The sequence below is a fragment of the Streptomyces sp. NPDC001980 genome (assembly GCF_040296885.1).
Taxonomy (GTDB): domain Bacteria; phylum Actinomycetota; class Actinomycetes; order Streptomycetales; family Streptomycetaceae; genus Streptomyces.
The window spans coordinates 82,915-106,454 of record NZ_JBEOYD010000008.1; the positions used below are offsets into that span (position 1 = coordinate 82,915).

Annotated in this window: 21 protein-coding genes; 4 read left to right on the plus strand and 17 right to left on the minus strand. The window is 70.6% G+C overall.

Going from position 1 to position 23,540, the window contains the following annotated elements; translation table 11 throughout:
* Nucleotides 1–11: 11 nt before the first annotated feature.
* The 5 genes from ABT137_RS14445 to ABT137_RS14465 all read right to left on the minus strand — a co-directional run bounded on the left by ABT137_RS14445 (nucleotide 12) and on the right by ABT137_RS14465 (nucleotide 5,803).
* The gene (locus tag ABT137_RS14445; protein ID WP_351707713.1) at nucleotides 12–1,592 is read right to left on the minus strand and encodes a PucR family transcriptional regulator; all 1,581 of its coding nucleotides are present in this window, start codon (nucleotides 1,590–1,592) and stop codon (nucleotides 12–14) included.
* Nucleotides 1,593–1,729: 137 nt separating this feature from the next.
* Nucleotides 1,730–3,013 carry an aspartate aminotransferase family protein gene (locus ABT137_RS14450; protein WP_351707716.1) on the minus strand — a complete coding sequence of 428 codons (1,284 nt, stop codon included), beginning with the start codon at nucleotides 3,011–3,013 and terminating at the stop codon, nucleotides 1,730–1,732.
* On the minus strand, nucleotides 3,010–3,852 hold the full coding sequence (locus tag ABT137_RS14455) for a nitrilase-related carbon-nitrogen hydrolase (RefSeq protein WP_351707719.1): 843 nt from the start codon (nucleotides 3,850–3,852) through the stop codon (nucleotides 3,010–3,012). The genes ABT137_RS14450 and ABT137_RS14455 overlap by 4 nt, the downstream gene beginning before the upstream one ends.
* A gap of 248 nt (nucleotides 3,853–4,100) precedes the next feature.
* Entirely contained in the window at nucleotides 4,101–5,408 is a 1,308-nt protein-coding gene (locus ABT137_RS14460; RefSeq protein ID WP_351707722.1) for a hypothetical protein, read from the minus strand.
* Nucleotides 5,409–5,551: 143 nt separating this feature from the next.
* A complete protein-coding gene (locus ABT137_RS14465) occupies nucleotides 5,552–5,803 on the minus strand; it encodes a helix-turn-helix domain-containing protein (protein WP_351707725.1) in 252 nt (83 codons plus the stop codon).
* Nucleotides 5,804–5,847: 44 nt separating this feature from the next.
* Here ABT137_RS14465 and map point away from each other — a divergent pair, with 44 nt between their 5' ends.
* Both map and ABT137_RS14475 read left to right on the plus strand, forming a co-directional pair.
* Nucleotides 5,848–6,627 (plus strand): type I methionyl aminopeptidase, encoded by a 780-nt coding sequence (map, locus tag ABT137_RS14470; protein WP_351707728.1) that lies wholly within the window; start codon nucleotides 5,848–5,850, stop codon nucleotides 6,625–6,627.
* A 568-nt stretch (nucleotides 6,628–7,195) separates the two neighbouring features.
* On the plus strand, nucleotides 7,196–9,754 hold the full coding sequence (locus ABT137_RS14475) for an ATP-dependent Clp protease ATP-binding subunit (protein ID WP_351707731.1): 2,559 nt from the start codon (nucleotides 7,196–7,198) through the stop codon (nucleotides 9,752–9,754).
* A gap of 56 nt (nucleotides 9,755–9,810) precedes the next feature.
* On the opposite strand, the gene ggt is transcribed toward ABT137_RS14475, so the two are convergent.
* Nucleotides 9,811–11,604: a gamma-glutamyltransferase gene (ggt, locus tag ABT137_RS14480; protein ID WP_351707734.1), complete on the minus strand. Its 1,794-nt coding sequence runs from the start codon at nucleotides 11,602–11,604 to the stop codon at nucleotides 9,811–9,813.
* A gap of 143 nt (nucleotides 11,605–11,747) precedes the next feature.
* Here ggt and ABT137_RS14485 point away from each other — a divergent pair, with 143 nt between their 5' ends.
* Together ABT137_RS14485 and ABT137_RS14490 are read left to right on the plus strand one after the other, a co-directional pair.
* Complete coding sequence (locus ABT137_RS14485; RefSeq protein ID WP_351707737.1) at nucleotides 11,748–12,512, plus strand: hypothetical protein; 765 nt, start codon at nucleotides 11,748–11,750, stop codon at nucleotides 12,510–12,512.
* 115 nt (nucleotides 12,513–12,627) lie between these two features.
* Complete coding sequence (locus tag ABT137_RS14490; protein WP_351707740.1) at nucleotides 12,628–14,196, plus strand: CocE/NonD family hydrolase; 1,569 nt, start codon at nucleotides 12,628–12,630, stop codon at nucleotides 14,194–14,196.
* 46 nt (nucleotides 14,197–14,242) lie between these two features.
* On the opposite strand, the gene ABT137_RS14495 is transcribed toward ABT137_RS14490, so the two are convergent.
* From ABT137_RS14495 to ABT137_RS14545, 11 genes are all read right to left on the minus strand, one after another.
* Nucleotides 14,243–15,091: an amino acid ABC transporter permease gene (locus ABT137_RS14495; protein WP_351707743.1), complete on the minus strand. Its 849-nt coding sequence runs from the start codon at nucleotides 15,089–15,091 to the stop codon at nucleotides 14,243–14,245.
* On the minus strand, nucleotides 15,088–15,732 hold the full coding sequence (locus ABT137_RS14500; RefSeq protein WP_351707746.1) for an amino acid ABC transporter permease: 645 nt from the start codon (nucleotides 15,730–15,732) through the stop codon (nucleotides 15,088–15,090). The genes ABT137_RS14495 and ABT137_RS14500 overlap by 4 nt, the downstream gene beginning before the upstream one ends.
* A gap of 11 nt (nucleotides 15,733–15,743) precedes the next feature.
* Nucleotides 15,744–16,679 (minus strand): glutamate ABC transporter substrate-binding protein, encoded by a 936-nt coding sequence (locus ABT137_RS14505; RefSeq protein WP_351707749.1) that lies wholly within the window; start codon nucleotides 16,677–16,679, stop codon nucleotides 15,744–15,746.
* A gap of 16 nt (nucleotides 16,680–16,695) precedes the next feature.
* Entirely contained in the window at nucleotides 16,696–17,439 is a 744-nt protein-coding gene (locus ABT137_RS14510; RefSeq protein ID WP_351707752.1) for an amino acid ABC transporter ATP-binding protein, read from the minus strand.
* Nucleotides 17,440–17,589: 150 nt separating this feature from the next.
* On the minus strand, nucleotides 17,590–17,997 hold the full coding sequence (locus ABT137_RS14515; RefSeq protein WP_351707755.1) for a DUF6278 family protein: 408 nt from the start codon (nucleotides 17,995–17,997) through the stop codon (nucleotides 17,590–17,592).
* A 16-nt stretch (nucleotides 17,998–18,013) separates the two neighbouring features.
* Nucleotides 18,014–18,793: an exodeoxyribonuclease III gene (locus ABT137_RS14520; RefSeq protein WP_351707758.1), complete on the minus strand. Its 780-nt coding sequence runs from the start codon at nucleotides 18,791–18,793 to the stop codon at nucleotides 18,014–18,016.
* A gap of 78 nt (nucleotides 18,794–18,871) precedes the next feature.
* Nucleotides 18,872–19,507 (minus strand): MBL fold metallo-hydrolase, encoded by a 636-nt coding sequence (locus ABT137_RS14525; RefSeq protein WP_351707761.1) that lies wholly within the window; start codon nucleotides 19,505–19,507, stop codon nucleotides 18,872–18,874.
* Nucleotides 19,508–19,570: 63 nt separating this feature from the next.
* Nucleotides 19,571–20,890: a bifunctional 3-oxoadipate enol-lactonase/4-carboxymuconolactone decarboxylase PcaDC gene (gene pcaDC, locus ABT137_RS14530; protein ID WP_351707764.1), complete on the minus strand. Its 1,320-nt coding sequence runs from the start codon at nucleotides 20,888–20,890 to the stop codon at nucleotides 19,571–19,573.
* Between the two features lie 522 nt (nucleotides 20,891–21,412).
* Nucleotides 21,413–21,625 carry a hypothetical protein gene (locus ABT137_RS14535; RefSeq protein ID WP_351707767.1) on the minus strand — a complete coding sequence of 71 codons (213 nt, stop codon included), beginning with the start codon at nucleotides 21,623–21,625 and terminating at the stop codon, nucleotides 21,413–21,415.
* A 187-nt stretch (nucleotides 21,626–21,812) separates the two neighbouring features.
* Nucleotides 21,813–22,670, minus strand: a complete 858-nt coding sequence (locus ABT137_RS14540) for an AfsR/SARP family transcriptional regulator (protein WP_351707769.1) — start codon at nucleotides 22,668–22,670, stop codon at nucleotides 21,813–21,815.
* A gap of 114 nt (nucleotides 22,671–22,784) precedes the next feature.
* The gene (locus ABT137_RS14545; RefSeq protein ID WP_351707772.1) at nucleotides 22,785–23,390 is read right to left on the minus strand and encodes a helix-turn-helix transcriptional regulator; all 606 of its coding nucleotides are present in this window, start codon (nucleotides 23,388–23,390) and stop codon (nucleotides 22,785–22,787) included.
* Nucleotides 23,391–23,540: the final 150 nt, after the last annotated feature.

Here is a 23,540-nt window from a genome sequence, read left to right on the forward strand (position 1 = left end):
CGTCGCATGTTTCACTGCTGTTGCGCGTCGTGCGCCAGGAGTGCGATGTGCACGGAGGCCGCCTGCTCGAAGTCGTCGAGGTCGACGCCGAGCCTGGTCTGTATCGCCTCCAGGCGGCGGTACAGCGCGGGGCGGGAGACGTGATGGAGCTGGGCGGTGCGGGACTTGTTGCGGCCGGTGGCGAGGTAGGTCCGCAGGACGCCGAGCAGGTCCTGCTCGGTGCCGTTCCCGCACAGCAGGCCGTCCAGCTCGCGCTCGGCGAAGGACTGGACGTGCGGGTCGTCCCGCAGCAGCCGGATCAGGCCGCGCAGGTGGACGTCCCTGAGCCGTACGACGGCCGGCAGGTCGAGGGCGGCGGTGGTGTCGGCGACCGCGTCGGCGACGTGCTGGGCCTCGCGCAGCCCGACGGGCACGTCGTCCCAGACGGTACGGGCGCCCGCCGCGGCGACGACCGCCTGCGGCCCCGTCGACTCGCCGTGCAGCCGGTCGGCGAAGTGCGCGGCGAGGGCGTCGGCGTCCTGGTCGCGGGCGAGGCTGAGGAGGACGGCGGTGATGCGCTCGGTGAGTTCGGCGACGAGCCCGGGCAGGCCCAACAGGCGCAGGATCCGCTCCAGTTGGGCCGGTTCCGCGTCCCGTACGACGAGGGGGACGAAGGTCCGCCGGTTGACCGGGAGTCCCGCCGCCCGGGCCCTGGGCAGCAGTTGGCGGGCCGGTACGACCCCGGAGACCAGGTCGGTCAGCAGGCTCTGCGCGGACTGCTCCTCCCAGGTGTGCGCGGAGCCGCCGCCGAGCATGCGGTGCAGGACGAGGGCCTCGGCACCACGGTCGGCCAGGAGCCGGCCGGTGGCGGTGTCGCCGCGGTAGCCGCACAGCATGATCTGGCCCCAGCGCTCGCCCCGGCCGCCCAGTTCGGCGCGGATCCAGCCGTCGGCCGCGCCGCCGCCGGCCTGCCGGGCGATGCGCTCCCAGTCGCGCAGCACGTCGTCCACGGCCGACCGCTCCCCCGCGGTGGCGAGGACCCGGTGCGCGAGGTTGGTGACGACGACCGGGCAGGCGCTGTGCACGGCGACCTCGTCGAGGAGCCGCTGGAGGGGGGCGTCGGCCGTGATGAGGCCGGTGAGCGCGGTGCGGACCGACTCGGAGAGGCTGACGGCGGCGAACTTCCGCCGTACCAGCCTGGACTGGACCTCCTCCGTCAGCTCGGCGAAGGGGAAGGGGCGGTGCAGGACCACCAGGGGGAGGCCGCAGCGGTCCGCTGCGCGGCGCATGGCGTCGGGCGGGGCGGGGAAGGCGCGGCCGAGGCCGAGGACGACCGCGGCGGCCTCGGCCCGGTGCAGGGACTGGATGTAATCGGCCTGTTTGTGGGCGTCGCCGGCGAGCAGGACACCGGTGGTGAGGACCATCTCGCCGCCGGTGAGCATGACGCCGACGTCGGGGGCCTCGGCGACGTGCACCCAGCGGACGGGGCGGTCGAGGTGGGCGGCGCCGGCCACCACCTCGGGGTCGCCGGCCAGGACCCTTTCCAGGGCGAGGATCTGGCGGACCGACAGTATGGGGTCTGTGGTGTTCGGGGGATCCCAGGTGGCGGTCATCTTGCTTGATCCCTTGGTCGGGTTCGGTGCGATGGGAACTGCGGGCCGGTGGGGGCTGGTCGCGCAGTTCCCCGCGCCCCTGACGGGGCGCTCCAGTGCGGGGCGCCTACCAGGCGCCCCCTCCAACAAGCACTCCTCTAATAAGCACTCCTCAAGGCCTGTTCGAGAATCGCTACGCCTTCCTCCGCCTCCGCCACCGTCAACGACAGCGGCGGGGCGATGCGCAGGGCGCTCGTGTTGTGGCCGCCGCCCTTGCCGATCAGGAGGCCGCCTTCCCGGGCCGCTTCCAGGACGGCCGAGGCGGACTTGGGGTCGGCCTCGTCCGTGCCGGGCTTGACCAGTTCGACGCCGATCATCAGGCCGCGGCCCCGGACCTCGCGTACGCCGGGCAGTTGGGCGGCGACCGCGCGGAGGCGTTCGATGAGGAGGCCGCCGACGCGGCGGGCGTTGCCCTGGAGGTCGTGTTCCAGGAGGTACGACAGGTTGGCGAGGCCCGCGGCCATGGTGATCTGGGTGCCGCCGAACGTCGAGATGCTGTTGGAGTCGAGGCAGTTCATGATCTCGGAGCGGGCCACCACGCCGCCGATGGAGCTGCCGTTGCCGATGCCCTTGGCGAAGGTGAGGATGTCCGGCGGCCCGCTCTGCCCGTGTGCCTGCCAGCCCCAGAAGTGCTCGCCGGTGCGGCCCCAGCCGGTCTGCACCTCGTCGGCGATCCAGAGGATGCCCTGCTCCTGGAGGACCTTGCGGAACGCCGCGTACAGCCCGTCGGGCGGGGAGGTGAAGCCGCCGACGCCCTGGATGGGCTCGGCGATCAGCGCGGCCGGCGGACGGGTGTGGCCGAGGAGGTCGCGCAGGTCGTCGACGCAGGCCGCGATGAAGTCACGGTCGTTCAGCTCGGCGAACGGGCCGCGGGTGCGGACGCCACCGTGGACGTACAGCGTCTGCAGCGGGGAAAGGGAGGTCGGGGACCAGCCCTTGTTGCCGGTGATGCCGACCGCGCTGAAGGAGCGGCCGTGGTAGCTGTTGCGCATCGCCAGGACGGTGTTGGTACGCCGGTAGGTCGTGGCGAGCAGCAGGGCCGTGTCGTTGGCCTCGGTGCCAGAGGTGGTGAAGAAGACCCGGGCGTCCGGAATGCCGCTCAACTGGGCGATGCGTTCGGCGAGTTCGACCATCGGACGGTTGAGGTAGAGCGTGGAGGAGTGGATGATCCGGCCGGCCTGCTCGCTGACCGCCTTCGTCACCTCGGGGAGCGCGTGCGCGGTCATCGTGGTGAGGATGCCGCCGAAGAAGTCGAGGTAGCGGTTGCCGTCCGCGTCCCAGACGTGCCGGCCCTCGCCGTGGGTGATCTCCAGGGGCTCGTCATAGTAGAGGGCCAGCCAGTCGGGCAGCACCTGGCGGTGGCGGGCGAAGAGGTCGTTCACGGCTGTACCAGCCCTTCGTAGGCGTCGGGACGGCGGTCGCGGTAGAAGGCCCACTGCTGCCGCACCTCGTCGATCAGGTCGAAGTCGAGGTCGCGGACGACGAGTTCCTCGCCCTTGTCGCTCGCGACCTCCCCCACGAACTGCCCACGTGGATCGACGAAATAGCTCGTCCCGTAGAAATCGTTGTCCCCGTACTCCTCCTGGCCCACCCGGTTGATGGCGGCGACGAAGTACTCGTTGGCGACGGCGGCGGCCGGCTGCTCCAACTGCCAGAGGTGGGCCGAGAGGCCGCGCGAGGTGGCCGACGGGTTGTACACCAACTGGGCGCCGTTGAGGCCGAGTTGCCGCCAGCCCTCGGGGAAGTGGCGGTCGTAGCAGATGTACACGCCGACCTTGCCGACGGCGGTCTCGAAGACCGGCCAGCCGACGTTCCCGGGCTTGAAGTAGTACTTCTCCCAGAAGCCCTTGACCTGCGGGATGTGGTGCTTGCGGTACTTGCCGAGGACGGTGCCGTCGGCGTCGATCACGGCGGCGGTGTTGTAGTAGAAGCCGGACTGCTCGACCTCGAAGACCGGGACGACGATCACCATGCCGGTCTCGCGCGCGAGTTCCTGCATACGACGCGTGGTGGGGCCGTCCGGGACCGGCTCGGCCCAGCGGTAGTGCTCGGGTTCCTGGACCTGGCAGAAGTAGGGGGCGTTGAAGACTTCCTGAAATCCGATGATCTTCGCGCCTCGGCGGGCCGCCTCGCGGGCGTGTTCCTCGTGTTTCGCCACCATGGACTCGGTGTCGCCGGTCCAGGTGGCCTGGACCAGAGCGGCGCGTACGACGTTGGCCATGAGCTGCTCCTTCTACGCCCGTAGAGGGTCGAAAGTAAGCCTCCTCGGAGTCCTTGCCAAGACCATCGTCGTTAAGCCGCCGAGTCGATCGCGTTTCTTACCCCGGTGGAGGAGCCAGAGGGCTCCGCCACGGGGGTTCGGCTGTGTGCCGAGTGCCGGTGCGCGGGGGCTGATCGCGCGGTTCCTCCCCCAGCCTTCGGCCGGGGGTACCCCCGGCGCCCCTTTCGGGCGCGCCCGGGTCACGCCTCTCAGGAGGCGAGGCCGGCCACCCGCAGGGCGTGCAGCAGGTCCCAGTGACGCTGGTCCGAGACCGACTGGGCCGAGCGGAGCAGCAGGGGCACCAGGCGCCGGGGATCCGGTTCCGCGCTGTGGGCCGCCTCCTCCGGGGTGCGGACCTGGACGTATGTGTCCAGCAGGGCCCGGGCCTCGCGGTGCCGGCCCTCGGTGTCCAGGGCGAGGACGGCCTCGCCGATCTCCGGGGCGGGGCGGGCAACGCCCTGGCGCAGGATCTGCCGGCCGTCCTCGGTCCGGCCCGCGGCGGTCAGGGCGTCGGCGGCCGCGACGAGCCGGGCGGGCGGCAGCGAGGCCGCCTCCCACAGGAGCGTGGCCCAGTCGGCGCCGAGCCCGGCCCGCTGGAGGGCGTCCGCGAGCAGCGGGAACCGGGCCGCGGACCAGTGCGCGACCTCGGCCAGCAGCGCGTGCGCCTCCCCGGTGCGGCCCTCCGCCCGGAGCCGTTCGAGCCGCTCCACGGCCGCCGCCACGGCCCGCTCCGACTCCTCGTCGGACTCCGCCGGCACCTGCTCGGGCCGCGCCGGTACCTCGACGGCCCCGGCGAAGCGGGCGCCGCGCGGGGTACGACGGCCGGCGGCGGCCGCGGGCACCGCCTCCGGCGTCTGCGGTACGGCGGCGGGCAGGGCCTCGTCCTCCGCCAGGCCGGCGAACCGGGCACTGCCCCGCCGCCGCTTGCGCTGCTTGGCCGGGGCGGGAGCCGGGGCCGGCTCGGGAGGCACGGTGAGGGTCTCGCCCCGCGGGCGTCCGGCGGGCTCGGCCCGGTGCTCCAGCCGTCCCATCCGGGCCTGGAGCTCGGCGCACCGGGCGGAGGCCCGTTCGTGGTCGTCGCGGGCCCAGGCGAGGTCGATGCTCAGAGCCTCGGCTTCCTCGCGGGAGTGCGCGGAGTCGAGGGCGCGGCCGAGCTGGGCCAGCCGTTCCGCGGCGTACCGCTGTTCGCGGAGGGTGACGTCGAGGCGGTCGCTCAGGTCCTCGCGGGCGCCCGGCCGGGTGTCGTACGCGGCGAGCGCGTCCGCGTGCAGCCGGCGGGCCTGCTCGGCCTCACGTGCGGCGAACTCCGTGCCGTAGCCGGTCGCCAGGTCCTGGAGCAGCGCCTCCACGACGTCCCAGGGCGGCACCTCGCGCCCGCCGAGACAGGCCTGCATACCGTCGGGGTCGCGCTGCCAGAAGACGGCGCACCAGCCGCCGCCCTGGTCCAGGCGCGCCAGCAGGCCGTTCAGGTAGTTCGCGAACTCCCGTACCCGGCCCGGGAGTTGATCCACAGTCATCGCTCGACTCCCGCCAGACCGGAACACTCCGGCTCCGTAGGCAACACCAGTTGTGTTACGGGGTTGCTACGGGGAGTTTTCAGCGGGCGCGCGGAGTCCTCATTGCCCGATCTTGACCGATGGGCGTCACGCACCGACGCACGTCACACGACGACCAGGGCGCAGCGCTCCACCAGGTCGTCCATCGACAGGCCGAGCGCGCGGGCCAGCGCGGCGACCGTGAAGAAGGCGGGGGTCGGGGCCCGCCCGGTCTCGATCTTGCGGAGGGTCTCGGCCGAGATGCCCGCCGCGGCCGCCACCTCCGTCATGCTCCGGCCACCGCGCGCCTCGCGCAGCAACCGCCCGAGCCGCTCGCCGCGTTCACGCTCTTCTGGGGTGAGAGGGGTGCGCACCATGCCACCATTCTAACCCGGTCGAGAAAACCGGTATATTAATTGGCATGGTGGAACTGAAGACAGACACATCGATCGACGCCATGTACGCGTCGGGCCAGGTCGTCGGGCGGGCCCTGACGGCCGTACGCGAGGCCGCCGGCATCGGCGTCTCCCTGCTCGAACTGGACGAGGTGGCGCGGGAGGTGCTGCGCGAGGCCGGAGCCTCCTCCCCCTTCCTCGGCTACCGGCCCTCGTTCGCACCCACCCCGTTCCCCGCCGTCATCTGCGCGTCCGTGAACGACGCGATCGTGCACGGCATCCCGACCGGCTACCGGCTGCGCGACGGCGACCTGGTCTCCATCGACTGCGGTGCGGTGCTGGACGGCTGGGCGGGTGACTCGGCGATCAGCTTCACGGTCGGCAGGCCGCGCCCGGCGGACGTACGGCTCGTCGAGACGGCCGAGCGGGCGCTCGCGGCGGGCATCGCGGCGGCGGTCGTCGGCAACCGCATCGGCGACATCGCACACGCGGTCGGCCGGGTGTGCCGGGACGCCGGTTACGGCATCCCGCAGGACTTCGGCGGACACGGCATCGGCCGCCGTATGCACGAGGACCCCGGGGTACCGAACGAGGGCCGCCCGGGCCGCGGCCTCCCGCTCCGGCAGGGCATGGTCCTCGCGATCGAGCCCATGCTGATCGGCGGCGGCCGGGACGGCTACCACGCGGCCGAGGACGGCTGGACCCTGCGGACGAACGACGGCTCCCGGGCGGCGCACGCGGAGCACACGGTGGCGATCACGGAGGCGGGGCCGCGGATTCTCACGGCCAGGAATTCAAAGAACTGACACAGGTTTTTCCTGCGCATTTCTTATCGCAATCTGCGGGTCGGCGCCGCGCAAATGAATTCTCCAGAACGCTGAACAACGACGACGGTCCCCTCGTACACCTATCCGTGACGGGCGGACAAAAAGCCGCTCAATCAGCGAAGGAGTTCTCATGGAAAACGTGCGCATGCGCGTCCCGTTCCCCCGGCCCACGCGGCGGCGGCCGCTGCCTCCGCCGCCTTCACCCCAGGACCGGCGGCGGCCCCGGCCGAATACCAACGGCCGCTGATCACGTGACATAACACTCGCCGGGCGCACCGGCCGGATTCCGGGTCCGGCCGGTGCGACAGCGCGGCACGAGAAAGGCATTGATTGTCGTGGCGGGGCGTACGGCGCCGCTGCGTTGCCGAATTGATCGGCTGATTTCCCGGCGGTTCGGCCCGGCCCCCGAGCGGCTGGACGTGCCCCCCTCCGGCGGGCGTGCGAAGGTGGTGTGACCGGGCCCTGCAGGGGCACCCGCGTGGACCGGCACGTCGACCAGCGAGCGCGTCCCGTCAGGCGCCGGGACGCCGGAACGGAACGAACGCTCATGACCAGCGGTTACCCCGGACCGGACAACTTCGGACAGGATCCTTTCGGAGAGTTCCTCGCACGCTTCTTCGGCGGCGGCGGAGCCCGCCAGGGCCCCCGGCAGATCGACATCGGCAGGCTGCTGAGCCAGCCGGCCAGGGAACTGGTGAAGGGCGCCGCCCAGTACGCCGCCGAGCACGGCAGCCGGGACCTCGACACCGAACATCTGCTGCGCGCGGCGCTCACGGCGGAGCCCACCCGTTCCCTGCTGAGCAGGTCCGGCGCCGATCCCGACTCGCTGGCGACCGAGATCGACGGCCGCGCGGGACCGGTCCAGCACCCGCCCGGCGAGGCGCCCCCGCCGACCTCGCTCTCCCTCACCCCGGCCGTGAAACGGGCCCTCCTGGACGCGCACGACCTGGCCCGGGCAGGAGGAGCCGGGTACATCGGCCCCGAGCACGTGCTGGGCGCGCTGGCCGCCAACCCGGACTCGGCCGCCGGGCACATCCTGAACGCCGCCCGGTACGCCGCCGCCGGCCTGCCGCCGGACGCCACGGAGACCGACCGCTCGCTCGCCGGCCCGGACACCCGGCGCCGTACGAGCGGCACGCCGACCCTCGACAAGTACGGCCGCGATCTCACCGAGCAGGCCGGGGAGGGCCGGATCGACCCGGTCATCGGCCGCGACGACGAGATCGAGCAGACCATCGAGGTGCTCTCCCGGCGCGGCAAGAACAACCCCGTGCTGATCGGTGACGCCGGCGTCGGCAAGACGGCGATCGTGGAGGGGCTGGCCCAGCGGATCGCGGACGGAGACGTGCCGGACGGGCTCGCCGGACGCCGGGTGGTCGCCCTCGACCTGTCCGGCGTGGTCGCCGGCACCCGGTTCCGGGGCGACTTCGAGGAGCGGCTCACCAACATCGTGAGCGAGATCCGCTCGCACTCCGACCAGCTGATCGTCTTCATCGACGAGCTGCACACCGTGGTCGGCGCCGGAGGCGGTGGCGAGGGCGGCGCGATGGACGCCGCCAACATCCTCAAGCCCGCGCTGGCCCGGGGCGAATTGCATGTCGTGGGCGCGACCACGCTTGAGGAGTTCCGCAAGATCGAGAAGGACGCGGCACTGGCCCGCCGCTTCCAGCCGATCCTGGTGCCCGAGCCGACGGTCCCGGACACCATCGAGATCCTGCGCGGCCTGCGCGACCGCTACGAGGCCCACCACCAGGTCCGGTACACCGACGAGGCCCTGGTCGCCGCCGTCGAACTGTCCGACCGCTACCTCACCGAGCGCAGGCTGCCGGACAAGGCGATCGACCTGATCGACCAGGCCGGCGCCCGGGTCCGCCTCGGCGCCCGCACCAAGGGCACCGACGTACGCGCCATGGAGCGCGAGATCGAGCAGCTCACCCGGGACAAGGATCAGGCGGTCGCCGACGAGCAGTACGAACGCGCCACCCAGGTCCGGGACCGCATCGGCGCGTTGAAGACCCGCATCACCGAACTCTCCGGCGAGGACGAGGCGGACGAGGGGCTGAACCTGGACGTGACGGCCGAGGCGATCGCCGAGGTGGTCTCCCGGCAGACCGGCATCCCGGTCAGCAGCCTCACCCAGGAGGAGAAGGAACGGCTGCTCGGTCTGGAGGCCCATCTGCACCAGCGGGTCATCGGCCAGGACGAGGCGGTCGCCGTCGTCTCCGAGGCGGTCATGCGCTCCCGCGCCGGTCTCGCCAGCCCCCAACGCCCGATCGGCAGCTTCCTCTTCCTCGGCCCGACCGGCGTCGGCAAGACCGAACTGGCCCGCGCACTCGCCGAGGTGCTGTTCGGCAGCGAGGAGCGGATGGTCCGCCTGGACATGAGCGAGTACCAGGAGCGCCACACCGTCTCCCGCCTGGTGGGCGCCCCGCCCGGCTACGTCGGCCACGAGGAGGCGGGCCAGCTCACCGAGGTCGTCCGCCGCCACCCCTACTCGCTGCTCCTCCTCGACGAGGTGGAGAAGGCCCACCCCGACGTCTTCAACATCCTGCTCCAGGTCCTGGACGACGGCCGCCTGACCGACTCCCAGGGCCGCACGGTGGACTTCACCAACACGGTCATCGTGATGACGAGCAACCTGGGCTCGGACGTGATCACGAGGCAGGGCGCCGGCATCGGCTTCGGCCCCGGCGGTGAGGAGGCGACGGAGGAGGCCCGCCGCGAGCGGGTCCTGCGCCCGCTCCGGGACCACTTCCGCCCGGAGTTCCTCAACCGCATCGACGAGATCGTCGTCTTCCGCCGGCTCACCGGCGACCAGCTGCGCCAGATCACCGAACTCCTGCTGGAACACACCCGCCGCATGCTGCACGCCCAGGGCATCACGGCCCACTTCACGGACGCGGCGGTCAACTGGCTGGCCGAACACGGCTACCAGCCGGAGTACGGCGCCCGGCCGCTACGGCGGACCATCCAACGGGAGGTGGACAACCAACTCTCGCGCTTGCTCCTGAACGGCACGGTCACGGAGGGCGGTCAGGTGACGGTGGATGTAGAGGGCGATCGTTTGGTGTTCAACGGGCCGAACCAGTCAAGCGCCCCTGCCTGAGACGCGCCCCAAAGGGGCGCGGGGAACTGCGCGACCAGCCCCCACGCACCTGGCAACTACGGCGCAGGATTCACCACCTGAGCCGACCCTCCACCCCTCCGCACCGTCTCCGCCGCCGCCAGCCACTTCCCACCCGGCAGCCGCTGCACGCCCGTAGCCGCCCCGATCTCGGGATTCAACGAGAACGAGTGCCCGATGGCCTCCAACTTCCCCCTCAGCTCGGGGTCGTTGTACAGCGCCGGCTCCAACTCGGTCTTCGCCGCGTTCCGCTGTGACGCCCGAGGCGCGGCGATCGCGTCCACCAACGGCAGATGCCGGTCGAGGAACTCGGTCAGCACCTGAAGCACCGTCGTGATGATGGTCGCCCCACCGGGCGACCCGACCGCGACCACCGGACGGTTCGCCTTGTCCAGAACGATGGTCGGCGAGATGGAGGACCGCGGCCGCTTCCCCGGCCCCGGCAGGTTCGGGTCGTGCACCGCGGGGTTCGCCGGGGTGAACGAGAAGTCGGTCAGCTCGTTGTTGAGCAGGAACCCACGCCCGGGCACGGTGATCGCGCTGCCGCCGGTCTGCTCGATGGTCAGCGTGTAGGAGACGACGTTCCCCCACTTGTCGGCGACCGTGAGGTGCGTCGTGTTCTCCCCCTCGTACGTCGTCGGCGCCGCCGTGCCCGTCGACCCGGGGTTGTTCGGGTCGCCCGGCGCGACCGGGCTGGTCAGCACCGCGTCGTCGCTGATCAGCTTCGCCCGCTCGTCGGCGTACCGCTGCGAGAGCAGCCCCTTCGTCGGCACGTCCTCGAACGCGGGGTCGCCGACCCAGCGTCCCCGGTCGGCGAACGAGATCCGGCTCGCCTCGATGTAGCGGTGCAGGTACTGCACCTCGCTTGCCTTGGAGAGGTCGGTGTTCTCAAGGATGTTGAGGGCCTCCCCGACCGTCGTCCCGCCGGACGACGACGGCGCGATCGAGTACACCTTCAGCCCGCGGTACCCGGTCTCGGTGGGCGCCTGCAACTTGGCCCGGTAGGCGGCCAGATCCTTCGCGGACAGCTTGCCCGCCCGCGCCTTCCACCCCGAAGCGGGGTCCACCGGCGGGTTGTTCACCGTCGACACGATGTCCTTGCCGAGGTCTCCCTGGTAGACGTCCGCGACCCCCTTCTTCCCCAGCTCCTTGTACGTCCGGGCCAGTTCGGGGTTCTTGAAGGTCGAGCCCACCACCGGCAGCTTCCCGCCCGGCAGGAACAGCTTGGCCGTGTCGGGGAAGTACCGGAACCGGGTCTCGTTCGCGGCGGTCTGCGACTGGAAGGTGCCGTCGACGACGAACCCGTTGCGGGCGATCCGCTCGGCCGGTTTCAGCACCGAGCCGAGCCGCTCCGTCCCCCACTGGCTGAGCGCCGTCTGCCAGGTCGCCGGCGTCCCCGGGGTGCCGACGCTCAGTCCGCTGCTGACGGCGTCGGCGAAGGCGAGCGGCCGGCCGTTCTCCACGAACAGGTTGGAGTCGGCGGTCAGCGGCGCGGTCTCACGGCCGTCGATCGTGTGCACGGTACGGGACTTGGCGTCGTAGTAGACGAAGTAGCCGCCGCCTCCGATGCCGGAGGAGTAGGGCTCGGTGACGCCGAGCGCGGCGGCGGTGGCGACGGCCGCGTCGACCGCGTTGCCGCCCTTGCGGAGCACCTCGATGCCGGCGGCGGTGGCGTCCGCGTCGACGCTGGAGACCGCACCGCCGTAGCCGACGGCCACCGGGGTTTTCGCGGTGGTGGCGGCGCCGGGGGCGGGAGGCGCCGCCGCCCCCACCGACACCACGGCGGCCGAGACCGCCAGGACCGTCAGTTTCCGCGCGACAGGGCGACGCATCCGCACCTCCAGTTCCGGAACGTCCGCGCAGCGTACCGGCGGGGCCGCAGCCCCGACAGCCACATTCAGGGCACTGTCATATGACTGCCACACTTCGAACACGGGTACGTTCCGGCCACCTGTGACCGCTAGCATGCGCGCCCATGAATGACGACCTGCGCAACATTATCCTCGGCGTCGTGGCGGCCGGCATCAGCGCGGCGCTCGGCTGGCTGGCCCGTACCTCGCTGTGGCGCCGGAGCCTGCGCCGCAAGCAGGCCTTTCTCGGGCTGCCGGAGAACTCGGAGTCGCTGCTGGTCGTCAACCGCGATCCGGCCACCTCCGAACCGGCGGTCCACCGTCTCGACGTGTTCGCGCTCCTGGAGCTGGCCGCACTGATCAAGGACTGCGGTGCGAACCTCCAGATGGTGACCCAGGACAACGTCCAGCAGGGCTTCGGTGAGCGGACCGAGTTCTGCGTCGGAGGTCCCGGGTCGAATCGCCGCATGCTCGCTCACATGTCCGCGATGCTGCCGGGCGTGCGCGTCAACATAGACCCGGAACCGGGTCCGGACCGCGGCGCCTTCCAGATCGGCACCGAGCGCTACCGCCTCGACCCGGGCATCACGGAGTACGTACTGCTGGCCCGCCTCACCGCCGGCCAACGCCCGGACGCCCGCCCCGTGTTCCTCTTCTGCGGGCAGCGTGCGATCACCAACCAGGCGGCCACCCGCTACCTCGCCCGCAACCACGAGCGGCTCGCCCGCAAGCACGGCAAGAACTCCTTCGTCCTGCTCCTCAAGGTCGTCAACTCGCAGGCGTACGGCCCTGACGTGGTCGAACTCGTCGAGGACGTCACCCGTGCCGCACAGGCACCGCTGCCGCCCGACGCAAGCGAGACGCCCCGCGCCTCGCACCGCGCCTCCTGATGCCCGCACCCTTCAACAATCTTTACTCGTACGTAACTTACCGACGGGTTACTTACGGTAAGAGGTCACGGTTACCGTCGGGTCACTTTGCATTGACACATACGGGGAGTGACCTGTGGGAACCCATCGCAAGGCCCTGCGCACGACCGCCGTGGGCGCCGTCTCCGCGACCCTGATCGCCGGAGGTGTCCTCGGGTTCGCCCCCGCCGCCCAGGCCGCCACGAACAGTGTCCGGTTCGTCGACATCACCGGCGACGGCGGCACGACGCTCAAGGCGAACGTCGTCACGCCCGCGGGCGCCGACGGTTCGCACCGCCACCCGCTGCTCGTCATGCCCACGAGCTGGGGCTTCCCCCAGGTCCAGTACCTGGCCCAGGCCCAGAAGCTCGCCGACTCCGGCTATGTCGTGGTGGCCTACAACGTCCGGGGCTTCTGGCAGTCCGGCGGCGGGATAGAAGTGGCGGGTCCGCCCGACGTGGCCGACGCGTCCAAGGTGATCGACTGGGCGCTCGCCAACACCCCGTCCGACGCCGGGCACATCGGCATGGCGGGCGTGTCGTACGGCGCCGGCATCAGCCTGCTCGCGGCCGCGCACGACAAGCGGATCAAGGCGGTCGCCTCGCTCAGCGGCTGGGCCGACCTGATCGACTCGATCTACTCGGGCCGCACGGAGCACTCTCAAGCGACCGCCCTCCTTGACGGCGTCGGCCTGGTCACCGGCCGCCCGAGCGCGGAGACCAGCCAGGTCTTCAAGGACTTCTTCGCCGCCGACCTGTCCAAGGAGCAGGAACTGATCGACTGGGGAAAGAAACGTTCCGCCGCGACCTATGTCGACCAGATCAACAAGAACGGCGCGGCGATCATGCTCGCCAACGCCTGGGGCGACACGATCTTCCCGCCCAACCAGATCGCCGACTTCTACGGCCGGTTGACCGGCCCCAAGCGGCTGGAGCTGCGCCCCGGCGACCACGCGACCGCCGAGCTGACCGGACTGTTCGGGCTGCCCAACGACGTGTGGACGGACACCGAGCGCTGGTTCGACCACTACCTCAAGGGCGAGGACAACGGGATCGACCGCGAGCGGCCCGTGCAGCTCAAGTCCCGTTCCACGGGCGGCTACGAGGGCTATCCGGACTGGAAGTCGGTCGGTGCCACGCGGCGGAAGATCGACCTCGCGGGCACGGCCACCGTCCACGCGAACGTCGACTCGGGCGCGGACGGCGGGGTCGTCTTCCTGTCCAGCATCCTCGACCAGGTCGCCCAGCTGCCCCCGGTCGCCTCGATCCCCCTGCTCCCCCGGCGCTGGGCCGCCGTCTGGCAGTCCGAGCGGTACTCCGGCGCGCAGCAGGTGCGCGGCACCGCCCGGTTGCACACCACCCTCACCCCGACCGCGGAGAGTGGCACCCTCGTCGCCTACCTCTACGACGTGGGGCCGCTCGGCCTCGGCAAGCTGGTCACCGACGCGCCGTACACCTGGCACGGCCGGACGCCCGGCACGGCGTTCGACGTGGACCTGGACCTGTTCTCCACGGCCTACGACGTGCCCGCGGGACACCGGCTCGCGCTGGTGATCGACACGGTGGACCCGCTCTACATCGAGCACAACCCGTCCGGCGCGCAGCTGACCTTCTCCTCGCCGGTGGACGACCCGTCGTACGTGTCCGTTCCGCTGCGCGAGCAGTGATCTCCGGCTGCCGCCGGCCGGGCCTGGCCCTTTGGCTGCTGCCCCCCTACGGCAGCAGCGTCCCTGGTTCGGCCGGGGCCACCTCGGCGGCCCCGGTCTTGGGACTGTGCCGCTCCCGCCTGGCCACCCAACCGGCGAACCACGAAAGCAGCATGCACATCCCGATGTAGATCGGCGAGATCACCATCACCACGGGGATGAAGGGCAAATCGTAGTCGAGGTTGGACGCGATCAGTTTCCCGGCATGGAGGAACTCCTCGTAGGTGATGAGATAGCCCAGCGAGGTGTCCTTCAGGGCCACCACGAGCTGGCTGATGACGGCGGGCAGCATGGCCCGGACGCCCTGCGGCACCAGGACGTACGACATGACCTGGGTCTTGCGCATGCCGAGCGCGAACGCGGCCTCCCGCTGGCCGCGTTCGACGCTGATCACCCCGGAACGGAACACCTCGGCGAGCACCGAGCCGTTGTAGAGGGTGAGTCCGGCGACCAGGGCGGGCAGGGGCTGGACCTTCAGCGCCACGAAGACGAAGAAGATCATCACCAGGACGGGCATGGCGCGGAAGAACTCCACGACGACGGTGGCGAGCAGGCGCACCGGCCGGTGCTCGGAAAGCCGTCCGGTGGCCAGCAGTCCGCCCAGCGCGAGGGAGAGGACGGCCGCCGTCGCGAAGGCCTTGAGCGTGTTGCCGAGGCCGCGCAGGAGGAGTTCCTGGATCCCCTGGTAGGCGAAGGGCATCCACTTCGTGTACGTGAACTGGTCGGTGTCGAAGAGGAGGTAGAGGATCCAGGCGAGCAGGGCCAGGATGACGACGGTCGCGAGGACGCCGTAGGCCGTGTGCCGTCTTCTGGTGACGGGTCCGGGGATGTCGTAGAGCGCGGTGGCCTCGGTCATCGGGCGACTCCCCACCTGCGCTCCATCACGTGGAACAGGGCGCTGATGGCGAGAGTGAGGACCAGGTAGCCGACGGCGATCCAGACGAAGGTCCAGACGATGTTGTAGCCGAGCTCGCTCAGCGTCCGGTAGGTGCCGAGGAGTTCGGTGACGCTGAAGGCGCCCGCGATCGCGGAGTTCTTGGCGAGCGCGATGAGGGTGGAGCCGACCGGCGGGATGACCGACCGGAACGCCTGGGGCAGGATCACCAGCCGGAGGGTCTGCCCGAAGGTCATGCCCAGGCTGCGGGCCGCCTCGCCCTGTCCCCTGGACACCGTGTTGATGCCGGCGCGCAGCACCTCGCAGACGAAGGCGGAGGTGTAGCAGCCGAGGGCGAGGACCGCGAACACCTGGAAGGGCAGGACCAGTCCGAAGCGGGGCAGGCCGAGGAGCACCGCGAAGAACAGGAGCGTGAGCGGGGTGTTGCGGAGCACGGTGACCCAGGCCGTGCCGAAGGCCCGCAGGGATCCGACGGGCGCGACCCGGAAGGACGCCATGACGAAGCCGAGGAGGAGGGCCAGCGCCGAGGCGTAGACGGTCAGTTCGAGGGTGCCGAGGAAACCCTCGGCGTACGTGTGGAAGTTGTCTGTCAGTACGTTCATGCCGTCCTCGCTCAGCTCGCCGGATAGCGGTCGATCGGGGGCGGTGCCGGGGCGGGTACGCCGGACAGGCCGAGCGTCGCCTCGTACGCCGTCTTCCAGTCGCCGTTCTTCTCACGTGCCTCCAGTGCGTCGTCCATCGCGAAGCGCAGGGCGGTGTCGCCGCGGGGGACGCCGATACCGAACGGCTCCTTGGAGAAGGGCCTGCCGACGACCTTGAGTTCGTCGGGGGCCTTCGCCGCGTAGCCGATGAGGATGGCGTCGTCGGTGGTGACGGCGTCGACCTGGTAGGTGAGCAGGTTGTCGACGCAGACGGAGTAGGTGTCGTAGGCGACGAGGACCGCTTTCGGGTAGTCCGCCTTGATCCGCTGGTACGGCGTGGAGCCGGCCGCCGAGCAGACGCGCTTGCCGGCGAGGTCCTGGGGGCCGTGGATGTCGTTCTCGTCGTGGCGGACGAGGAGGGACTGGCCGGCCATGTAGTAGGGCCCGGCGAAGCCGACCAGCTTCCTGCGGTTGTCGTTGATGGTGTACGTGCCGACGTAGTAGTCGATCTGGCCGTTCTGCAGTGCGGTCTCGCGGTTGGCGGAGGCGATGGTGCGGAAGCGGATCGTCTTCGGGTCGAAGCCGAGGGAGGCGGACATCATCCTGGCGATCTCGATGTCGAAGCCCGAGTAGACGCCGGTGGCCGGGTCCCGCTCGCCGAGGTAGGGCTGGTCCTCCTTGACACCGACGACGAAGTGGCCGCGCTTCTTCGCCCGGGTCCAGGTCGGGGAAGCGGGCAGCCGGAAGCCCTGCGCGACCTGGTACTCGGGGAGCCTGTCGGCCGCGGGGCCCTTCCGCGGCGGGCTGCCCTCCTTGCCGCAGCCGGCGACGGCGCCGCCGAGCAGGGCGGTGAACAGGGCCAGGGCAGCGGTCACACGGGCGGCGGGCACACGGGTGGTACGGACCATCGGTGGGGCTCCCCGCTCAGTGCTTGAGGATCTTGGACAGGAAGTCCCTGGCGCGCTCGCTGCGCGGGGCGGTGAAGAACTCCTCCGGGGTGCGGTCCTCGACGATGCGGCCGTCGGCCATGAAGACGACCCGGTGGGCTGCGGAGCGGGCGAAGCCCATCTCGTGGGTGACGACGACCATGGTCATGCCGTCCCGGGCGAGCTGCCGCATGACCTCCAGGACCTCGTTGATCATCTCGGGGTCGAGGGCGGAGGTGGGTTCGTCGAAGAGGAGGGCCTTGGGTTCCATGGCGAGGGCGCGGGCGATGGCGACGCGCTGCTGCTGGCCCCCGGAGAGCTGTGCGGGGTATTTCTCGGTGTGCGCAGACAGGCCCACGCGGTCCAGGAGTTCACGCGAGCGCCGGTCGGCCTGCTCCTTCTTGCGCCTGCGGACCTTGATCTGGGCGAGGGAGACGTTCTGCAGGACCGTCTTGTGGGCGAACAGGTTGAAGGACTGGAAGACCATGCCGACCTCGGCGCGGAGCTTCGCGAGGGCCTTGCCCTCCTGTGGCAGCGGCCGGCCGTCCAGCATGATCGTCCCGGACTCGATGGTCTCCAGGCGGTTGATCGTCCGGCACAGCGTCGACTTTCCCGACCCCGAGGGGCCGATGACGACGACCACCTCTCCCTTGCCGACGGTGAGATCGATGTCCTGGAGGACATGGAGCTCGCCGTAGTACTTGTTGACGTCCCGCAGTTCGATCAGAGGATCGACGGCCATCCGCAGCCCTACCCGCTCTCAGCTGTGTCGTGGTTGCCGCAAACTATCCAGCCGCGAGTGGGCTTGAGGCACGACACGCACTTTTCGGGCATTAGCCGTATTTACACCGTCTTTATCATCCTCCGGAATCACCGCACGGGCGGCCGTCGTTCAGGCCTCGGCGACCTCCGCGTAGAGCTGGGAGAGCTCGGGGACCCCGCTCGCGGCCCAGTCGTGTCCCGACTCGACGACCTCGAACTCCCGCCCGGACGCAAGCCGTACCACCGGCTCCCCGTCGGCCCGGATCTCCCACTCGGCGCCGGCCACGGTCCGGGTCAGGACGGTGCCCAGATACAGGCCGGCGTCGGTGCCGAGCCAGGTCAGGGTCTCCTCGTCGTCCCGCCAGCGCGGGAGCAACTGGTCGAGGGCCTCCAGCGAGGCCGGGGTGTCGTCGAGGGCGACTCCCTCCTCGGCCGCCTGGGCGCGCAGGAACTCGCACTCGGCGAGCAGATCGGGGTCGGCTCGGTGGGGGACGTCACCGGTCTTGCCGTGCCTGTTACCCAGAAAGGGGAAGTCCATGGTCCCAGGTTGACACTCACACCTCCAGGTCCACCACCACCGGAGCATGATCGGAAGCGCCCTTTCCCTTGCGCTCCTCGCGGTCGACGTAGGCGTCCTTCACAGCTTTGCCGAATGCTTCGTTGCCGTACACCAGGTCGATGCGCATGCCGCGGTTCTTGGGGAAGGCGAGCTGGCGGTAGTCCCAGTAGGTGTAGGGGTGGTCGTACTTCAGCGGGCGCGGGACGACGTCGGTCAGGCCGGTCTCGCGCAGGGCGGTGAGCGCGGCGCGCTCGGCCGGGGTGACATGGGTGAGGCCCTCGAAGGCGGCCACGTCGAAGACGTCGTCGTCCGTCGGCGCCACGTTGTAGTCACCGAGGACCGCGAAGGGGCGGCTGCCGCCCGCGTCCCCGGCGACGGCGGCCTGCAGCGCCTCGAACCACTGGAGCTTGTACGCGTAGTGCGGGTGGTCCACCTCGCGCCCGTTGGGCACGTACACCGACCAGACCCGGACCGACCCGCAGGTCGCGGAGATCGCCCGCGGCTCCACGCTGCCGTCGTATCCCGGATCACCGGGCAGGCCCTTGACGACGTCCTCCAGACCGACCTTGGAGAGCACCGCCACCCCGTTCCACCGCCCGGTGGCGTTCACCGCCGCCTCGTAGCCCAGCTCGCGCAGCGGCTCGAAGGGGAACTGCTCCTCGGCGACCTTGGCCTCCTGGAGGCAGAGCACGTCGGTGCCGCTGCTCTCCAGCCAGGCGAGGAGCCTCGGCAGGCGGGCGGTGATCGAGTTCACGTTCCAGGTCGCGATGCGCATGCTCCACAACCTACCGGGCCCCTCTGACAACCGGCCTCGGACGTCCGGTCCCGGACAGCCGACGGCCGGCCACCGGCCTCAGACGTCCGCCGAGGCCCCCGGCGCCAGCCGCTGGTGGTCCGCGCCGCCCAGGGTGCCGATCTGGCGGTCGTAGATCGGCCGGGCGAGGTCGGTGAGCAGGGCGTCGTGGATGTCGTAGGCGCGCTGCGGCTTCACCTCGCGGACGTAGTCGATGACCTCGGAGATCTTGTTCCAGGGCGCCATCACGGGGAGCATCAGCGTCTCGACGGGATGGTCGGGGACGGTGAGGGCGTCGCCGGGGTGGAAGACCCTGCCGCCGTCGATCAGGTAGCCGACGTTGGTGATGCGCGGGATGTCCGGGTGGATCACGGCGTGCAGCTCGCCGTGCACCTGGATGTCGAAGCCGGCGGCGGTGAAGGTGTCGCCGTGGCCGACGGTGTGCACCCGGCCCGGGAAGGCCGCCGTCAGCTGGTCGGCGACGGACTTCAGGGTCCAGATCTCGGCGCCGGGGTCGGCGTCCAGCGCGGCCCGCAGCCGGCCCTCGTCGAAGTGGTCGGCGTGCTCGTGGGTGATCAGGATCGCGTCCGCGCCGACGGCTGCGTCCTCCTCGCTGAACCCCCCGGGGTCGAGGACGAGCGTGCGCCCGTCCTTCTCCAGGCGCACGCACGCGTGGGACTTCTTGGTGAGCTTCATGGTCACCATCCTGCCCCCGGACCGTCCCGCAGTCCTCGGGGACTCCTCGGTCCCCGGGGTCCCTCAGCCCTCGGGAGTGGTCTCCTCGCGGATGACCTGCTGAGCCACCCGGAACGCACTGTTCGCGGCCGGTACCCCGCAGTACACCGCCGCCTGGAGCAGCACTTCCTTGATCTCGCCCGGGGTGAGGCCGTTGCGCAGCGCGGCCCGGACGTGGAAGCCCAGCTCCTCCAGGTGCCCGCCCGCGACCAGCGCGGTGAGCGTGACACAGCTGCGCGAGCGCCGGTCGAGGCCCGGCCGGTCCCAGATCTCGCCCCACGCGTAGCGGGTGACGAACTCCTGGAAGTCCCCGGAGAACTCGTCGGCCTGCTCCAGCGCCCGGTCCACGTGCGCGTCCCCGAGCACCTCCCGGCGGACCTTCAGCCCCGCCTCGTACGGGTCGGGCCGCCCCAGCGGCTGCGCCGCGACCACCGGCGGGGCGATCTCGGCGATCGGCGTGAACTGGGGCGCGACCTGCGGCACGGCCTGGGGCGCGGCGGGCAGCACCGGCTTCACCGGGGCCGCCGGGATGGCGATCTGGCCGGTGGTCGAGTCGTAGGCGGGCCGCCACGCGGCGGAGAAGTGCCGCACCAGCAGCTCGGTGACGGCGGCCGGCTGCTCGACCGGGACCAGGTGGGAGGCGCCGGGTACGACCGCGAGCCGGGCGTCCGGGATCCCGGCGACCAGGGTGCGGGCCTCGGCGGGGCCGGTGACCTGGTCGTCGGAACCGACCAGGACGAGCGTCGGTACTCCGACCCGGGCCAGCTCGTGCCGTACGTCGAAGCCGGCCAGCGTCTCGCAGGCGGCGATGTAGCAGCCGGGGTCGGTGGTGCGGACCATCTGGACGGCCCACTCGGTGATCGCGGGCTGGGCGGCGGCGAACCCGCCGGTGAACCAGCGGTCGGGCGAGGTCCGGGCGATCGGGTCGAGGCCGTTCGTCCGTACGATCACACCGCGCTGCCGGAACTCGTCCGCCGTCCCGAACCGGGGGGAGGTGGCGACCAGCGCCAGCGAGGCGACCCGCTCCGGGTGGCGCAGCGCCAGCTCGATGCCGACGGCCCCGCCGAGCGCGCAGCCCGCGTAGCCGAAGCGCTGCACTCCGAAGGAGTCGAGCGTGGCCAGCAGCCGGGCGGTCAGCTCGGTCACGGAACCGGCCGGGTGCGCCGGGGCGCCGCCGTGCCCGGGCAGGTCGTAGCGGAAGACCCGCCACTGCTGGACCAGCTCCGGGATCTGGCGGTCCCACATGTGCCAGGTGGTACCCAGTGAGGGACCCAAGATCAGGACAGGAGCGTCTTCTGGCCCGTCAAAGCGGTATTGCAGGGTGTTTGCTGGTGTCTCGCTCACCCGCCCGACTCTCTCATCTCTCACGAGATCACACATGACCGGTTCCGGCCCAGGGCCTCTTCCCCCTCTCCACGGCCGGTGCGGTACCTCCGGAGCCCTCGGGAAACGGGTACACGTTCTCCGCATGTACACATGTTCTCGCCGGCACTCCCGCCGCTCGGTGTGCCGCGTGCGGCGCGGTGTCCCACCCGGACCGCGGAGCCGCAGAGCGGATGCGACGGGTCGCCGCAGGCCCGGGTGAGCAGGGGGTCCGCGGGTGAGTGCGGCGGATCGGCAGCGCGGAATCGGGCCACGCCGGGGGCGTCACGTGGCGTGCGGACGGGTCCGGTCCCGGCCGGCGGTCATCCGGGGTCCGGCCCGGTGGACGCGGCGGCTGTGAACGTGGTGCCACGGTTGTGAGGATGCGGTGGTCGCCGCACACCCCTGGGGTGAGTCCGCGCCCCGCCCCCGGCTGCGTCACGCCGCCCCCGGCCGACGGTCACCCCTGGCGATCGCCGGCGTCGACCGCCCGTCGCCGGCCGGTCACGAGGAGGGCCCGTGGTATCTCGACCCCGTGCCGTTCCAGCCCTCCGGGTCCTCGGCCCGGTAGTGGTGGTTCACCGTGCCGGACGACGGGTGGTTCGCCACTCCGCCGACGGGGGAACCGACGATGACGGCGGCCAGGATGAACGGCAGCGCCAGGACGGCGGCAAGCAGGGACTGACGCAGCGGAACGCCGGATTTGCATCGCTTCACTTTATGTATCCGTTCTGGTGAGTTCTGTGCCGCGTGCCACCGGGCCCGCAGCGATTGGCCATGCTGGCAGGCCGTGATCAATGCGTGATCAATGTGCAGGTCAGGCGGTGAATCGGTGGCTGCTGCGCCCCATGCCGCGACGGCCGCCTCCGCGACGGGAGCGCCTTCCCGCGGGCCGTGAACGACGTCATGGAGCGACGCTCCGGTCCGTCGTCAGGCCACCCATGATGTCCGCGTCGTCGGCCAGGATCGCCTGGTGCAGCGCATGCAACTGCCGTCCGGGGAAGATTCCCAGGTCGTCGGCGAGCAGCTGGTACGCCTCGCGATAGGTGGCCAGCGCGGCGTGGCGTTGGCCGGACCGCCACAGGGCCATCATGAGATCCGCGCGCAGTCGTTCCTGGTGCGGATGATCAGCGACCGTGGCGAGGAGTTCGGGAATTATCTCGAAGTGCTGACCGTCCGCGAGCTGCGCCTGGAAGTACTTCATCAGCAGTCCGAGCCGGAACTGTTCCAGCCTGGCCGCCTCGGCCTGCATGACCAGAGTGTGGGTGAGGCCGCTCAGAGGCTTGCCCCGCCACAGCCGGATCGCCTCGCGCAGCAGCCTGCCGGCCTCCTTGGGCGCACCGTTGTGGAGGCTTTCCTGGCCGAGCTGCCACAGTTGCTGGCACCGCTCCAGGTCGACCTGATCGGACTCGGCCGTGAGCTGGTACCCGTCGCTGGTCGTGATCAGACGGACGCCGGTCGCGTAGGCGAACTGCCGGCGCAGGCGGCTCACGTACAGTTGGATGTTCTTCTTGGCGCTCGAAGGTGGTGCCTCTCCCCAGACGGCCTCGATGATGTTGTCGACCGAGACGTGCCGGTTGGCATGGAGACACAGGTAGGCGAAGAGGATCTGCGGCTTCGCTCCTCCCGGGGACACGGTGACACCGGACACGAGGATCTCGAGCGGCCCTAAAAGATTCAGCTGAGTGGGGCCGGTCTCGACCCCCGCGTCCGGGTCGGCGTCCGAACGGGACGTTCCGCCGCCCTGCCTCGCTCTGCGCATGAGCTCCACTCCTACCCCCTTACGAGAAACAAGGACCATCCGGGGAAATGGCGACGCATCCTGATGACGGGCCGCGTGTCAGACGAGGGGCAGGGCATAGACTCATCCGGATTCCTATTTTATGAACTCATCGGCGACCCGGGGCGGCCACGAATTGATTTGCAGTATTCCCGTCGAGTAGGCGAGCGCGATCAGCGCCACCCGATTCGGCATGCCGAACTGCCGGAGCATGCGCGAGATGTGGTAATCGACGGTCTTGGGGCTGATGAATAAACGTGAAGCCAGGAATTCTGAGGTCAGTCCTGCCGCGGTTCCTTCGAGGATTTTCGCCGCCATCTCACCGATGACCAGACTCTCGCTGACGGTCTTCGGCCCGGCGGGGTCCGTGGGGTGGAAGAGCTGTATGACCACAGCCCTGTTCGGCGAACTACCCCACAGGGCTGTCGCCGTGAGCACGGCCCTGAGCGGTGTGGCAGACCGTCGCCGCAGTGCTATGCGGTGACTGAACTGGTCCCGGTCTCCGACGAGCAGCTGGTTCAGGTCGCGGTCGAGAGCCTCGCGGAGGTCCGATTCTATGAGGTAGCGAAACGGCTTTCCGTACAGTTCCTCGCCCGACCCGCCGAACTGTCGGAAGAATTCCGGACTCCCGTACTGCATCTGGTGCTTGCGGTCGAGAAAAACCAAGACCTCTCTGTCCGTTGTCAGCGCAGAATGACCCATTCGTGCTCCTGTGGCTTTCGACTGCACCCTGCCGGCCCGATCGACGGCGACTCGCAGGGCAGACCTGTCGTAGGCGCCGCTGGGCATGGAGCGCTGCACGCGCCCGACCTGTTCGGTTACGGCCATACTGGCTCACGGCGATCAGCGCAC